Here is a 15,611-nt window from a genome sequence, read left to right on the forward strand (position 1 = left end):
TAGAAATGAAAATATCGACCTATATCATCGCAGCCTTTTTCATCCTGCTCACCGCTCAGGCAAAGGCACAGCAAGCGCAGGCCACGGCCGGTCCCTACGGCGTTTTTATCCAGTTTGAAAAGTTGTTGCACGGTCCTCAATACGTAATTGAACGGCTCCTTATCGGCACAAACAACGCCGGAACGCCAGATTGGAAACCGGTATGCACGACAGAAAAACCTCCACGGAGTGCCGCGGATTTGATAGCACGTCTGACCATTTTATCGCGTAAAAATCCATTGTACGAAATCCCCAACGATTCGTTGACGACATTGCTATATGCAAGCTATCGTATATTGTCCTCCGTGGACTCGCTGGGAACTTACGGCTCTAATCCACAATATCTGGAAGCACTCGGCCTTGGATATCTGGATACCGATGTACAACAGGGAAAGCGTTACGACTATCGCATCCGCCAATTGAAAACGGCAGGCGGCAATGCAGTGTATCATAACCCGGCAACGGTGAGTGTGCCTGGCTCCACGATGGCCACTACGTTAAAGTCGGTGAGCCACACAGCCAATGGGAAAGTGGTCAGGATCAAATATCATATCAAAAAAGCCAGACCCGACATTTCAGGGGTACGGGTAATGCGTTCAGTATACGCGCAGACGGACTTTTCCGACTGTCCTGCTGAATGGAGTTTCAGAAAGGGGAGCAAGGATTCATTGTTTTTAGAAATAACTGACAATAATGCCCGTCGGAAAATGCTGTACAGTTATGTGGTATTTTTAAAGGATTTTTTGGGTAATGAAAGCGCTGCGTCGGATACGGTTACGCTCGCCAACCTTAGCCCTCAGGAAGAGCTTCCTACTGTCACAGATATCCACACAAAGTCAGAAGAAAACTATGATGCAATCGGCGTTTCCTGGAAATTGGCTTCAACCAATAACCTCAGGGCTGTTGAAATCTGGCGAAGTGAAGATTACGATTCCGGTTATAAACTGATTGCTACTGCCGCTGCGACCGATAGCGTTTATTACGATCAATCGGTGGAGCCGGTGAAAGGGTATTATTATCAAATTAAACTCAATGGCGTATACGACAGGTCGTTCGAATCGGTCCGTGTTTCGGGAATGTTGAAAGCCAACCGCCAGGCATTGTTGAAACCTTCCAATCTTACTTTAACAGAAATAAATGATACGCTATACTTCCGTTGGCAACCAGCTGACTACGATACACACGGCTACTATATCTATAATGCCAGCAGCGAATCGGATTCACTTCAACAATATTCGGACGTCATTTTGGCATCGGGTTCTTCATTGAGCTTTCAGGTTCCGCTCAATAAACTAGCCATGGGAACGGGTTATCGTTGGGCAGTCGCTGCTATTAACACCAGCTACAATATCGGCCCTACTAGCGACCCGGTTTATTCCCAACCCCGCTACCCCGACCGCCTTGCAACGCCTTTAAACCCTGAAATGCTGTACCATGAAGGCCACGCTTTCCTTGTTTGGGAAAATATGAAGGACATTGATCCGTACATCATTGGATATACAGTGGAGCGCAGGACAGGCGACGAAAAGGCATTCAAAGAAATTTACAAGCAAACCATTGACGACAAATCGCGCAATGGTTTCGAGGACTTTTTGGTAAAGGACGGTGAGACATACAGCTACCGCATAAAAGCATTCGGAATGGATGGAAAAGCAAGCGCTTTTAGTCCCGAAACCACCTACTATAAAGAACTTCCACCAGTGCTGCCGGCAAGGGGCCTGAACGTTATAGCGACAAATAAAGGTGTAAGAATCGCATGGGATGCTCCACTTAAAATTCCTGAAAAAGTGGTTATATATCGGTATACTGAGAAAACAGTAGCCTCCAAAGTGATCGGTAGTGTCACCGGCCAAACTGCTGAATTCATTGACAAATACGCTACTCCGGGCATTGGATATTATTACAGCCTGGTAACAGTTGAAGCCGATAAAAGGGAGAGTGCGCCGACTGACCCGGTACGTGTAGAGTGGCGCTGAGTTATCAAAACATGGACTTATTTATCTCATGAAAAATATTAAAAACAGAGGTATTCTGACTACACTGATCCTTTTGATTGGGTTGATGTTATCAAAAAACAGTCAGGCACAGACGCTGAATGCAACGGTGGTTTCCTATCAACAGGTAAATCTATCGTGGCAAAAATTCGCTCATACCAATAATCTCGTTGAAATTGAATACAAATGGGTCGGAATACACAGCTCATTCAATGCGTTGGCGACATTCACAGAAAGTGCTTCGGGCATTCAGACTTATCAAGATAAATCAGTTAGCGGCGGCGTGCAGATTGCATATCGTCTGAAATATTATGTAGCACCTCCCAATAACACAGTTCCGGTGGTCCGGTACTCTGACGAAGTCACCGTTACTACGCCGGTCGCTCCGCCGCCTGCTCCTACGAACCTGACTATTTCCGGTAAATCGACAACGGACATAGCATTGAGCTGGTCGTGGAATGGTGGGAAGGATGCAGCAGCTATTTTTGTCGTCGAGCGTTCCGACGATGGTGGCGGATCTTACTCCGCGGTTTACACTTCCGGTTATCTTGAAAATAATTTTAAGTATACCAATGGCGGATTAAAGCCGGGTACCAACTATTGCTACCGTGTAAAAGCGCGCTGGCAAAACGTCGATTCCGGCTATTCCAATGCAGTTTGCGGTGTCACAAATGCCGGTGCTCCCAATGCGCCATCCGCGCTGATTGCCAAAGCCAATCAGGTTTTTCAAATCCAGCTGAACTGGATCGACGGTTCTGACAATGAAACCGGTTTTGAAATTGAAAGAAGTAATGATAATAACAGCTTTTCCAAAATAGCCACCGTCGGGGCCAATGTAACGCAGTTTCTCGACGGCCCGCTAACCCAGGGAACCCGTTACTACTACCGTGTGAGGGCCATTAATGCAGCAGGTGTTTCGGGTTATACTAATGTCGCTAATGACATTACAAACCAGAGCCCGCCATCAACGCCGCAAGCGCTTACGGCGAGCGTAGTCAATGCAGGTCAAATCAACCTGACTTGGAGAGACGTATCAGACAATGAAGAAAATTTTGAATTAGAAAGATCGACAGACGGCACTAATTTCTCGAAAGTGGCTGATATTGGGTCCAATACTAGCACATTTGAAAACACAGGACTAAATCCACGGACAAAATACTGGTACCGGGTCCGGGCAAAAAACTCAGGTGGTTATTCGGGTTATTCCAATGTGGCTGAGGCTACTACACCGGACATTGCGCCAAATACTCCTCAGAATCTGAATGCATCGCCCATTTCTAATACGCAGATTGACCTCAATTGGGTCGATAATTCCGGGAATGAGACCGGGTTTGAACTGGAACGGTCAACAAACGGTACCAATTTCACTAAACTCGCCGACTTGCCGGCCAATGCCGCGACGTATCAAAACACCGGATTGACAACGCTTACCAAATACTGGTACCGGGTCCGGGCAAAGAATAGTATCGGAAATTCAGAATATTCCAATGTTGCCGAAGCAACTACATTTGACGTTCCGCCCGCAAAACCCGAGTCATTAACTGCTACGACGATTTCAAGCAGCCAGATCAACCTAACCTGGAACGATCGTTCTACGAATGAAACCGGATTTCAACTGGAACGGTCAACGGATGGTACCAATTTCAATAAAATCGCAGATCTTGGTTCCAATATCACTGCCTACCAAAACACCGGACTAACCCCGGCAACGAAATATTGGTATAGGGTAAGGGCAGTGAATACGGCCAACCCTTCCGAATTTTCTAATGTTGCAAGTGCAACCACAATTGACATTGCACCTCTTGCACCGGAAAACCTGATTGCTTCCGCGGTCAATTATCAGCAAATCAACCTTTCCTGGACGGACGGATCAAAAAATGAATCCAGTTTTGAGATAGAGCGCTCTATTGACGGCAAAACTTTTGCGAAAATAGGAGAGGTTGCAACCAATATCACGACGTATAAGGCAACCGGACTGAAGCAGCTTACCAAGTATTATTTTCGCGTCAAAGCGATCAACCCAATTGGCTCGTCGCCTTACAGTAATGTCGCGGAAGCCAGTACACCCAAAGCGCCGATTCCCGATGCGCCGCGGGATCTGGTTGCTACGCCCGTGGATTTTGATTTGATCAGACTGAACTGGCCGGCACTTTCTGCCAATGCAACCGACGTAGTGATTGAGCGTTCCCGGCAACCGGATACCAACTTTGTTCAAATTGGAATTCAGGCTGCCTCCATACTCGAATTTGCCGACCGGGAGATACTGGATGTCAATGACTATTACTATCGGATCAAGGCCAAAAATTCGGCGGGTAGTTCGGGTTACAGTAATGTTGCCAAAGTTCTGGCGTCTGACATTATTACCGGTACGGAACCAGTCGTTTCTGAAAATCAGGTTTATTCAAATGGAAGAACATTGTACGTCAAGCTCGCTAAACCCACGAATGCGTTGCTCACGCTTTATGAAAAAAGTGGCAGGAAATACAAACAGTTTGAGACTAGCCAATTTTCGGAGACCAGTCTTGAAAATCTCACTCCTGGGATTTACATCGTAGTCATTGAAACGGAAAAACAGCTCATTAAACAAAAGATACTGGTTTATTAATCATTGAAATATGAAAACGAAATTACTAATCTGGGCCCTGGTTGCATTTACAAGCATTGCGTGTGAACCTAAAAAAGTAGAGCCTGCCAATGTGGGGAAGGTCTGGAAAGCCCAAACGGTGAAGGAAAATGGTACCCTGGTTTACACCGAGGGAAATGGGAACAACACGAGGCCAGGATATTCCAAATTCAGGCTCGATCTGACATTGGCTGCCCAGGTTACGTTCATGGATTTGGATGGTCGTAAATTGATTGGAAAGTGGGCGCTTTCAACGGATAACAATCGATTGATCTTGAATGAATTGTCGCCTCCGCCTAGTCAGTCAAACGGTAATATTGAGTTTTATATCAACACTACGCCCACCGACAGCAAGCTTGACCTGAAACGTACGAATGAAAGTAGAAAAACGGGTAATACGGTCAATGAGTACATTTTGATACCCGAATGAGATGCTAAAAGTCCTAATCTATCCTCAACCAGCCCGGCACATTATTAACGTGAAGCTTCTGGCCAAAATCCTTAAAAATGGTTCGCGGGCGACACTGCTGGGCAAGTCGGGGGAGCAACTGAGAACATTCCCGCTCACACAGGGAACAAACGAATTATCGATCAATGGATTCGAACCGGGGCAATACACCATTCGGGTTGAAGCCGGGAACGATGTGATAGTCAGGCAAATATACCTTGACTGAATTAGCAATGCGCTAAATTAACTGACTGTCGGATATTGTAGGGCTATTTAATTTTTATAAACTCCACCCTTCTGTTGTTTGCTTTGTTTTCCGAAGATGAATTGGGCATTGCTGGCTGGCTTTCGCCTTTGCCATCAGTTTCTAATTTGTTGCTGCTAATACCAAAATCGTTGCTGAGCATCTGTTTCACTGCTTCTGCACGCTGTTTTGATAGTCTCAGATTTTCAGCCTCATCACCATCGCTGTCGGAATGGCCAATTATTTTGATGTTTACCGTTTCGTTTTCTTGTAAAATGGCAGCAATAGATTTGATCAGCCCAAGCGATTCTGGTTTGATGTGTGTCGAATTTACATCAAACAAAATACCCGATGATACAAACTTGCCTTCGTTGATAAGTTTGTTGCGAACATCCGGATTTCCAACTGCCAGGCGCAAATGGCTGATGTAATATTTATCTTCCTCCTTCTTAAAATTCCCGGTTTGGAACAAAATGCTGTTGTACTTTGAACCGACTGCAAACGCATTTGGCAAGTCCCAAACTTTTTCCTGATTCAGGTAAACCCGTAAACGGCGCTCTTGTCGCCATATACTCACATGCACTGTTGGCTTTGCATCACTGATAAATTGGCTTTGATTGGCCTTATTTTTGTCGCCATAATTGCCGTTGATGTAACTTTGATAGCTGGTAGTGCCGTCAGAATTTGAGGTCGATACCCTTTTAGGATGAATACTTATTTCAATTCCGTTTCGGCCAAGGCGGTTAAACTGTTTCCATTTGTCATAGTCTTTGGCGGGATTGGCCAGCTCGGCAATTGAAAAACTGAGTGCATTGCTGTAATTACTAAATTTTTCACTGCAAGTTGCGTCAAATTCAAAAGTAAAATTATCGGGCAGGTTGCTGATATATTGAGGCATGAATACACCACTCTTACCAAGGTGGAGCCAGTTTTTACCGGCAATTGTTACAATTTCACCGCCACTGTTGGTGCTCCATTTTGCTGGAAAATCACCAACATTATCGTTGCCGAAATGTTCTAGTATCAACACTTTTTCACCTTGTACGAAATCAAAATTCCGGGCTATATCTGCGTTGGGTTGTGCATTGCATATACTGACAACGATCATCAGTAGTAAGCATATTTTAGAGGTCATTTTATAGTATTTGATTGAGGTTTTAGAGAAAGGAAATGACTGGCGTTTTCATGATATTCAAACGGATTTCCATTGATCATCATCATTGCCGGTGAAGTGTTGCTCCATGCAATGACTTAGTAATCAGCAACATTACACGCAATTCTATCTGTAATTACTGAAATGGAACCGTAATCGTCGGCAGGATTCACAACGTCGTCATTCTTGCTTTTGCGATTGATAAACGACGGAACTACCGTAAGGACAATCACAATTTGACTGATTCGGGGTTTCATATGGATCTTTAGTTAAGAGTATTGTAATTGCTATTACTTTACAAATTTCCCTTAACCAGGCATGCAGTACAATAACATATTAGGGTTATAGATAGCAAAAGCAGGCAACCTGCTATTTCCCCTTAACTACCTGTTCCCAAGGAATTTCTGAATTGATCTTTGTCCGGCTCACCATTCTTATCATGAATCTGGTGTTCCAAGTTTTCTAACATTTCTTTGTCGACAACCTACCCCCCAATCAACCGCTCCAACCGACCCAACATCTCATCCTTCTCCTTCAGCATCCGCTCATACAATGCAATCTTCTCCTCGTGAAGCTGAATGAGTTTGTCAATTGGATTGATGTGCTGAATGTTTATCCCATTATTGTTGACAGCATTGCCTGAAAAGTTACAGGATATGTTGTTAATCGCCTGTTCCTCATCAAAATTCCGAATTGCATCAGCCGGGATTTTAAGTATAGCCGAAACCTGTTCCAAAAGGTCAGCGTCAATCTTTTCTTTTTGTTCGAGTAGGGAGATTTTTTGTTGGTTCCAGTCTTCGCCGAGCTCGAAGGCCAAGAAATCTTGTTTAATTCCGAGCATGTCCCTGAATCTTTTAAGATTACGGCCTTCGTGGATCTTCGGATTGGAGGTAGTATGTGCCATACAGATTGCGATTTTTTGAAAAGGCAATTTATGTAAATCCGTCGGGAAGTTTTCGGATAATTTACAGGCGTTGCTAGGTAAGTTACCGGGCATTTGTCCGTATCTGCCTTTATTGGATGGTGACGATCTGGCCTAACTTCTCGCTGGTTTGCTTTGGATCTTTGAGATCATTACCGACAATCGCGTAGACTTCGTAGCTACCCTTGGGAACTGATGCCGGAATTGGGAATTGGCTGAATGTGGGTCCCCAACAAAGTACGGTCTCCCGCGAACCGGTACTTGGCAAAATGTATTCCTGCCCTGTCCCCAAGTTCCTGATGCGGAGTGATACCGTGGTAGTTTCATTAGCATATCCATAAGGAATATCAGCAACGATATTCTCGCTTTTGTGAAGCACATTGGTCGATTCATAAAAATAACACACACCTGTTTTCAGCAGCGACGGCCGGGATAGGATCCTCAGAAACGGTTGCTTTTCAGCTGTCATGAAATTGAAATTCGCGTAGGGCGGATACGGATAGGATAGCGGCTGGTATTCTTTCGAATCTATAAAAATCTTCGCGTTATAGTTACCGGGTTTAATGTTGTCAGGCATGTTTAAAACCAGGGTATTGAAATCCTTTCTGACCAGTGCTATTTTAACGGCACTTACGAAGTCATTTTCAAGTTGCAACTCATACGTATGGTCCGGGTCCAGATTAAATCCTGATATCGTATACAAAGGACTCCCGGCCACGAAAAGTCCGCCAACCTGGTCAATTTCAGGTTTTCCATGCTTGACTTTAATTAGTCCGGGCCGATCCAGTACCTTACCTGCCCATTTGATTGTTACATCAAAAACATCCGCAGGAGTTGTTTTGGGAATGTCGATCCAAATCTTGTCACTTGCTGATCCATCGCTCGTGAACATAGCAGACACTATTTCAAACACTTCACCTGAACGCTTGCTTTTCATGCTCACAGTCGGGAAATAGTGGAAATTGCCCAGCTCGTCTACAAAGGGAACACTACCAATATTCTCCATAGGTATCTGGACACGAGTATCGCGCGTAATGGTTACCTCATATTGCGCTGTATCTCCTTCCACATCCAACGGAACCGCAGGAATAACACAGATCCCAAAGGATTGATCTCCATACTTTTCGCTACTAACGTGCAGGGAAAAGTCTTTGGATTCATATCGGATACCTTTGCTGATATCAGTTTCAAGATTAAAACCTTTATTCATTTTAACGGATGGCAATATGATTTTGCCGTGCGCATAATCCAGAGGCAATCTGACAAATATGATCCTATCAACGAAAGAAATATTTTCCTGACTTACGCCTTCCACCTTAAACTCTTGGAATGCAAAGGAAGCATCCTGGATAGTCGGCTGCGGATCCGCCGACTTGTTTTTTTTACAAGAAAAAAAGGTTAGAAAAATGAATAGTATGATCAGTTTTTTCATAGCTGGATTGGTTTGTAGCCTTACAATGGAATCGTTCGGGATATGTGTGAATGCCGAAGTTTTTTCATTTTTTCAATGGCTTATTTTCAATCCAAATTAATCCTTTCAATTCAAAATAGAAAAGAAATCAACAAATAGTTACAAAGCGTTGTGCGGTTGAGATTGATAGAGAAAAACAGCCTGCTGAAATAAGCCGGGTCACTCATTTGTCACGACTGTATTTATTTAACCCGGTTGGAAACCCGGTTGGAAACCCGGTTGGAAACCCGGTTGGATAACTCGGTAGAAAACATGATCGTTAGCAATACGAATATGAGCAGGAAATTGAACTCAACACCATTCCGCCCGCCGCCAACTACAAACCACCCTTCTTTGAAATGTACCATTACAATACCGGCAAGCAGGATCAGTATGGTAATTCCGCCTGCCCATTTGACATATTTTTGAAACAGCAGGCAAAGTGCGCACAATACATGGGATAGCTTGATGGCCCAGGCAATGGGTACCCCGGCCGGTGCGAAGCCTACCTGATTCAAATATAGGTTTCCAAAATCGTTGATGCCATTATCGAACATACCCGGCACGCTGTGCGCCAACAGGATTACTATAACCGCAAATCGCAATAAAAATGTGCTGTTGATCATGTTCATGGGTTTCCTTGGTTAACTTTTCTTCCGCAACCAGATTATTATTGTTCATTAAAAAGCGGGAAATTAGCAATATACCATGGCTTGGCCAGGGAATAAATCGGATGTGATTTTTATTTCTGCTTCGCAATCTTACTGCCTCGGGGACATTTTCATAGACCTGGTTCAAAAGGAGCGACTTTTTCCCTAGATTTAGCCGTTTACAACTCAAAATCCGCTACGCGTTTTATAACATTTAATTCTCCCAGTAGATGTCAGAAATCCTTGTCAGAACGGCTACACTGTCTTGGTTTTATGTATGTAGAACCGGCTTATCGTGGAAAAGGAGTCAATCAGAAAGTTATCGGGACACTAAGGCAATGGGCTATATCTCAAAACATTACGGAGTTGCGTCTCGATGTGTATGAAGCAAATATTGCAGCCATTAAAGCCTACGAAAAAACGGGTTTCACAAAGCATCTTACCGCCATGCGGTTGGGCATTAATGACTGAGAAAGGAGAGCATCTCATAAAACTTTTTCACGGCCTTCTTTTCATAGGCTTCTCTGAGAGAAATAATCATGATCGTTCGCCTCATATTTTTTCCATCAATGGGAATACCCACTACATCGGGGTCGTTTACGCTGGTCTCACTCAGTATGGTGTGCCAATGCCCTGTTTTTACAATTTCAAATAGCGTAGGGATATCATTTATTTCCATGCAAATGTTCGGGACCAGATTTTTTTGACCGAATGATTCCTCAAAAAACTGTATCGTACTGCTACCGCTGAAAGGTAAGGCCAGGGGCAGCTCGGCTACTTCGTAAAGTGATATATTGGTCTTTTGGGCTAATGATGAATTGCTGGAAGTTACCAACACCATATTTGCTTTTAAAAGTGTCTGATATTTTAGGTGGGGTTCTCTGGATTCTTCATGGAATGTCAAGATAAAGTCAAATTGATGCAGATTAAGTCTTTCCATAAGGTCTTTCGTTGTGCCAAATACAACCTGGATTTTGACATTTGGATACTGCGTTGCAAACTGTATCAGTGTTCTGGCAAAAAGGATTCGCATGGAGTAAATCACACCGATCGTCACTTTGCCTGTATTCAGATTTTTCAAATCCTGCAAAAGCAATAGCCCTTCACTAGCTCTATTTATACTTTGCAAAGCATATTCACTAAACAGTTTACCAGCTTCGGTAAGTGTAATTCTTTTTCCTATACGGTTAAACATAGGCACCGTTAACTCATCTTCTAGCTGCTTAATTTGCTGTGATAAAGTACTTTGGCTAATATTCAAAGCCCTTGCGGCTTCCGTAAAATTCAATAACTCCTTCGCTTTTAAAAAATATTTGAGCTGCCTTAATTCCATATTTCTAAATCGGTTTTTTCGATTATTTTCATCGAAAAATAGCGTTTTGCAAATTAAGGCGTAGTTTTAATATTTGTAGGATAATCTTTCAAAATGAACATTATTTCACTTAAAAAACTTAGTCATGAAATTAAAACTATTTGTATCGTTCATCCTTTTGACCACTTGTTTCGCAGCGTTTAGTCAGGAAAAGCAGAACACGGCTGCTGTTGAAAAAGGCTTAACCAAAATATCCGTCATGTACCCCTTTGCTGAGGGTAAAACCTTCAATATGGAGTATTATGAAACCAAGCACATGCCTATGGTAGCCGCGTTTTTGGGATCAAATCTGGTTAAATACACCATTGAAAAAGGAGTTGCCAGTGGTATTCCTAACCAACCACTGCCTTTTATGGCTATCGGTACATTTTATGTAAAAAACCTGAGCGAATATCAAGCGGCGATTGCGCCGAATAGAGACGCCATTCGTGCCGATTTTACAAATTATACTAATGTCAGCCCCGTTATCCTAGTGAGTGAGGTGGTGAAGTAAAAGCTGCATAACCATTTAGCGGCTGGTTATCAACCTTTCCAGCCGCTCAATCATTTCATTCTTCTCCTTCATACGTTTTTACAGAGCAATCTTTCAGGTGAGCACTCGGTGAGCAGCTCTTTTCGACTTTTGCGTGAACCCGTTATTTCTCAATAAATTCAGTCGGGGTCATCTGGTACAAGTCGCGGAAGCACCGGGCAAAATAAGAAAGGTTGTCGAACCCGACCAGGTAGGCAGATTCAGATACCGTTTTGCCCCCGCTCAGAAATACAGCTGCCTTTTTCAGTCGGTAATTCCGTATCAATTCCACAGCCGACAGGTTCGCGAGGATTTTCAATTTCCTGTTCAGGCTTGAACTACTCATGCCGATTTCTTTGACAAGTTCGCTGACGCCAAAGTCTGTGTTGTCAAGCTGTGAATCAAGGATCGCATATAGCTTTTCCAAAAACGGGTCCAATATTTCACTTTCCGGAATCGAAGTTAACGGGCCTGGCTGGCTTAAATTGATGCGAAGCCAATCGTTAAATCGTTGCTGTCTCAGCAAGAGGTTACGGACTCTCAGCTTCACCTCCGGCAAATGAAAAGGTTTGGTAATATAGTCGTCCGCACCAAACTGCAAACCGCTCATACGGCTCTCCACGGCGGCTTTTGCAGTCAAAAGAATGACAGGGATATGACTGGTGTGCAAATCCGATTTTAATTTTTGGCACAATGTATATCCATCCATCACGGGCATCATCACATCGCTAATGACCAGGTCCGGCATTAAATGAGCAGCTAGAATCAGCCCTTCGGCGCCGTTCGCAGCCCGGTGAATGTTGTACTGCCCGGTCAGGTTGTCGGCGATAAAATCCCCCAGCTCAATATTATCTTCCACCAGGAGAATATCCGCCCGCAATGCGTTTCCATTGTCAGCAGCAATTTCAAATCGCTCTCCGGTTGTCTGATATCCAGCCAATGACCCAACCTTCGTCAGGCCAGCCTGCCGGAAAGGAAGATGCAATGTAAAAAGTGTACTGAGTTTTTCATCGTCGTTACGCACTGATACAGTCCCGCCTTGTAATTCAACAAGCTCTTTTACAATGGCAAGCCCGATCCCCGACCCAGTCTGCGTCTCCTCTCCATTGTCATCAATCCGGTAGAATCGTTCAAAAATGTGAGGCAGATTCTCAGCCATAATGCCTATTCCAGTGTCCCCAACTATGATTTCCACACCCGATTCCATGCCTTTTAAACGGATCTGGGCCATTCCTCCACTATTTGTGAATTTGATTGCATTTGACAAAAGGTTGTTCAGGACCCGTTCGAGTTTTTCTTTATCAAACCAATAATTTTCAGAGTTCAGAAGATGCTCAAATTCCAGTACGATTCCCTTGTCGTCGGCAATGGGTTTAAACGCCTGCACCAGTTGCCCGATAAAATCGACGAGATCACCCTCCACTTCCCTGACCGTCATGCGCCCTGATTCGAGCCTGGATAGGTCCAGCAACTGGTTTACCAGATTTAAGAGCTGATGTGCATTGCGTTTAACAAGCGACAAACGGCTGACATCCTTACCTTCCCGCGACTCGGTGAGCATCTGTTCGGTTGGCGACAGGATCAGCGTCAGCGGCGTACGAAACTCGTGGGTAATGTTGGAAAAGAAACGGGTTTTGATCTCGTCAACTTCTCGTAACTGGGTTGCCTCTTTCACTTTAAGTGCAACTTCCTTCTCCGAGAAAGCAATTATTTGCCGCATTTTTAGCCGGTTGATATAAAAGCTTATAAACCAGTAACAAATGGCGATAAAAGCCAGGGCATACCCTGCATAAGCCCACCATGTAGCCCACCACGGCGGACTGATATCAATTTCAAGCGTTCGAATGTGACTACTCCAATTCCCGACAGTGTTGGAGGCATTCATTCGGAGTACATAATTGCCTGGTTTGAGGTCGGTGTACACAGTTACGGGATTTTCGGTCTCCGTCCATTCTGGCTCAAGCCCTTCCAGCCGGTACCTGAATTTGATCCGGTCGCTACGGTTATACTGAAGGCCTGCAAATTCAACGGTCACGAAATTTTGGTTATAATCCAGTTTTAGCTGACTGATCGAAGTGATCGGCAATCGTCCTGTCAAAGTCCCTGGAAGCAGTTCCTGGTTATTGATGAAAACCGAGGTCAGATGAACAGGCGGCTGATAATGATCTTCGTTAGGTCGGCTGGGGTCAAATCCGGTAATGCCTTCCAACCCACCCATGAAGATTGGGCCCGTTGGAAGTTGTAAAAAGTGAAAACGATTAAATTCCTCACCCATCAACCCGTCTTCCCGTGTGTAGGTACGCGTCTTGAAAGTTTTCCTATCGACTTGACATAACCCCTGGTTGGTAGCGACCCAAACATGCCCGTACCGATCAGGGATCGCCGCGTAAACTACATCGTTTGGAAGCCCCTCTTTTTTTGTGATTCTCCGACTCAGGCCCGTACGCTTGTTAAAGCAGTTCAGGCCACCGCCGAAAGTGCCGACCCAAAGCAAATTGTCGTCAAGCGGATCGCCGGAGAGGCAGTACAAATTGTTATTACTCAGAGAATTAGGCGATCCTGCCTGGTTGGTAAAATGTCTGACGGCACCCGTGATTTTATCAACCCGGTATAGTCCCCTCGCGGTCGTAGCGATCCAAAGTGCCTGCCTGTCTACAACTATTTGATGTATTCCGGATTCTATCTGCGGCCTCAGCGGATGCATGAATGTATTCCACTGGTCGTTTTCATACCATTGAACCAGCGTATCATGTACTGCCCAGATCTTCCCATCAGGGTCTGTGGCGAGAGATATCGAAAGCTCGGACCTTTTGATATCTTTGATCGTAACCGGAAATGGAATGGTGAGGAGCTTTTTCGTTCTCATTTCCAGCTTGTAAAAAGGCGTCGCTCCGGCATTGAACCACATATCTCCCGCCCGGTCAAAGGTGTACCGGAAGTTATAGGGGAACATATCTTTGGGTAATACTGCAACTTCACTTTCAGGCACTTTCAGAAACCTGATCAGCAGATCCTTGATGAACCCTATGCTATATGAAGCGGTATTAAAGTAGCCGGCACGCAAGTTGAATTTACGGACACCATTGCCGTCTGTTCCGGCCCAGAGAACGTCCGAACGATCCACAAACACACTTTTGTAATCCTTTATATCAGGCTGTTTCGGCAGTACCTGCACACCTTCGTTGTCACTGTAACGAAACAGCGCATCCATCCGGTAAAAATAGTCATTCCCCTTGCTGTCCACTGTGATGATGTGTTTCAGCTCCGGCTTTTTGTCTTCCGGCAAGTCATAACCACGACATTCGCCTGTCAGTGGTTTGAGTATGATCAGACGGTTCGTCGACAACAACAGCAATTCACCATTGCGCCTTTCTTTCATCGCATACACCTTACTTTCATTCGCATTGAATTCAGAGCTGCCGGACCGGTATCTTTCGAATTTGCTGCTGTTTTTTCCAAGCCTGTAAATTCCGTTTCTAGTCACGGCCCATATGTTTCCCTGCCTGTCCTCAGTCATATCCCGAACAACAGTATTTCCTAACATGCTACCCTTTCCAACCGGGTTCTGATAACGGTGCAGGCGTTTCCCATTCAAATCTATTGAAACAACTCCTGGTTGATCGGTGATAATCCAAAGACGGTTTTGCTGATCCGGGAAAATACCCTTGATAAAGGTTTTGCCGAATGCCTTCCTGAAGAACGGCTGTCGCGAATAATTCATAAAAGTTTCTCTGATCGGATCAAAGACATCTATATTACTTTGATCCGACGTAATCCAGATTTTTTTGTCGGGTCCGAGTTGCAGATTTTCCAGGCCGGGAGATGAGAGTGAAGGACCGTCGCCGTCACCCGGGTGATATACCTTAAAATGATGACCGTCGTACCTGCAAAGTCCGTCGCGGGTAGCCATCCAAATGAAACCTCGCTCATCCTGAAGAATACCGGGAACAAACCCCTGCGGTAGTCCTTGTTTGGCGGCAATGGTCTCCGGTTGCGGGAAGATGACCGACTGCGCAAAAACCAAATAGAAAGACTGGATAAGCAGTATACCAATAAGTAAGAGAAATTTCAGGTACCCGGGAAATTGATCCGATCTGTCCAGCACGTGTGTGATTTCTGTGAGGTTGGAATTAATGCCGAAAAAATACCACAAAACTGGTTCAAAATCCAGTTTCATGACGAAAAATGAACAGTTTTTGACGAAA

At 44.6% G+C, this 15,611-nt stretch carries 13 protein-coding genes; 6 read left to right on the forward strand and 7 right to left on the reverse strand.

Going from position 1 to position 15,611, the window contains the following annotated elements:
* The first annotated feature begins 5 nt into the window (after positions 1-5).
* From ABIO93_RS25140 to ABIO93_RS25155, 4 genes are read left to right on the forward strand one after another with little or no spacing between them, the layout of a single operon-like run.
* Complete coding sequence (locus tag ABIO93_RS25140; protein WP_348072756.1) at positions 6-2,015, forward strand: hypothetical protein; 2,010 nt, start codon at positions 6-8, stop codon at positions 2,013-2,015.
* A 28-nt stretch (positions 2,016-2,043) separates the two neighbouring features.
* Positions 2,044-4,638 (forward strand): fibronectin type III domain-containing protein, encoded by a 2,595-nt coding sequence (locus tag ABIO93_RS25145; RefSeq protein WP_348072757.1) that lies wholly within the window; start codon positions 2,044-2,046, stop codon positions 4,636-4,638.
* Between the two features lie 10 nt (positions 4,639-4,648).
* Positions 4,649-5,086 carry a hypothetical protein gene (locus ABIO93_RS25150; protein ID WP_348072758.1) on the forward strand — a complete coding sequence of 146 codons (438 nt, stop codon included), beginning with the start codon at positions 4,649-4,651 and terminating at the stop codon, positions 5,084-5,086.
* Position 5,087: 1 nt separating this feature from the next.
* Complete coding sequence (locus ABIO93_RS25155; RefSeq protein ID WP_348072759.1) at positions 5,088-5,330, forward strand: hypothetical protein; 243 nt, start codon at positions 5,088-5,090, stop codon at positions 5,328-5,330.
* Positions 5,331-5,373: 43 nt separating this feature from the next.
* Here ABIO93_RS25155 and ABIO93_RS25160 read toward each other — a convergent pair whose 3' ends face one another.
* The 5 genes from ABIO93_RS25160 to ABIO93_RS25180 form a co-directional block, all read right to left on the reverse strand.
* Positions 5,374-6,483, reverse strand: a complete 1,110-nt coding sequence (locus ABIO93_RS25160) for an OmpA family protein (RefSeq protein WP_348072760.1) — start codon at positions 6,481-6,483, stop codon at positions 5,374-5,376.
* Positions 6,484-6,599: 116 nt separating this feature from the next.
* On the reverse strand, positions 6,600-6,758 hold the full coding sequence (locus ABIO93_RS25165; protein WP_348072761.1) for a hypothetical protein: 159 nt from the start codon (positions 6,756-6,758) through the stop codon (positions 6,600-6,602).
* A 227-nt stretch (positions 6,759-6,985) separates the two neighbouring features.
* On the reverse strand, positions 6,986-7,405 hold the full coding sequence (locus tag ABIO93_RS25170) for an XRE family transcriptional regulator (RefSeq protein WP_348072762.1): 420 nt from the start codon (positions 7,403-7,405) through the stop codon (positions 6,986-6,988).
* A gap of 109 nt (positions 7,406-7,514) precedes the next feature.
* Positions 7,515-8,855, reverse strand: coding sequence for a hypothetical protein (locus ABIO93_RS25175; protein WP_348072763.1), 1,341 nt, complete (start codon positions 8,853-8,855; stop codon positions 7,515-7,517).
* A gap of 221 nt (positions 8,856-9,076) precedes the next feature.
* On the reverse strand, positions 9,077-9,505 hold the full coding sequence (locus ABIO93_RS25180; protein ID WP_348072764.1) for a hypothetical protein: 429 nt from the start codon (positions 9,503-9,505) through the stop codon (positions 9,077-9,079).
* A gap of 261 nt (positions 9,506-9,766) precedes the next feature.
* Here ABIO93_RS25180 and ABIO93_RS25185 point away from each other — a divergent pair, with 261 nt between their 5' ends.
* A complete protein-coding gene (locus tag ABIO93_RS25185; RefSeq protein ID WP_348072765.1) occupies positions 9,767-9,994 on the forward strand; it encodes a GNAT family N-acetyltransferase in 228 nt (75 codons plus the stop codon).
* Here ABIO93_RS25185 and ABIO93_RS25190 read toward each other — a convergent pair.
* Positions 9,984-10,856, reverse strand: coding sequence for a LysR family transcriptional regulator (locus ABIO93_RS25190; RefSeq protein WP_348072766.1), 873 nt, complete (start codon positions 10,854-10,856; stop codon positions 9,984-9,986). The two genes, ABIO93_RS25185 and ABIO93_RS25190, sit on opposite strands and share 11 nt — an antisense overlap.
* 124 nt (positions 10,857-10,980) lie before the next feature.
* Between ABIO93_RS25190 and ABIO93_RS25195 the strand changes: the two genes are divergently transcribed.
* Complete coding sequence (locus ABIO93_RS25195) at positions 10,981-11,388, forward strand: EthD family reductase (protein ID WP_348072767.1); 408 nt, start codon at positions 10,981-10,983, stop codon at positions 11,386-11,388.
* A gap of 142 nt (positions 11,389-11,530) precedes the next feature.
* Here ABIO93_RS25195 and ABIO93_RS25200 read toward each other — a convergent pair whose 3' ends face one another.
* Positions 11,531-15,583: an ATP-binding protein gene (locus ABIO93_RS25200; protein WP_348072768.1), complete on the reverse strand. Its 4,053-nt coding sequence runs from the start codon at positions 15,581-15,583 to the stop codon at positions 11,531-11,533.
* Between the last annotated feature and the right edge of the window lie 28 nt (positions 15,584-15,611).

Origin of the sequence: Dyadobacter sp. (assembly GCF_039919315.1) — a bacterium.
Taxonomy (GTDB): domain Bacteria; phylum Bacteroidota; class Bacteroidia; order Cytophagales; family Spirosomataceae; genus Dyadobacter.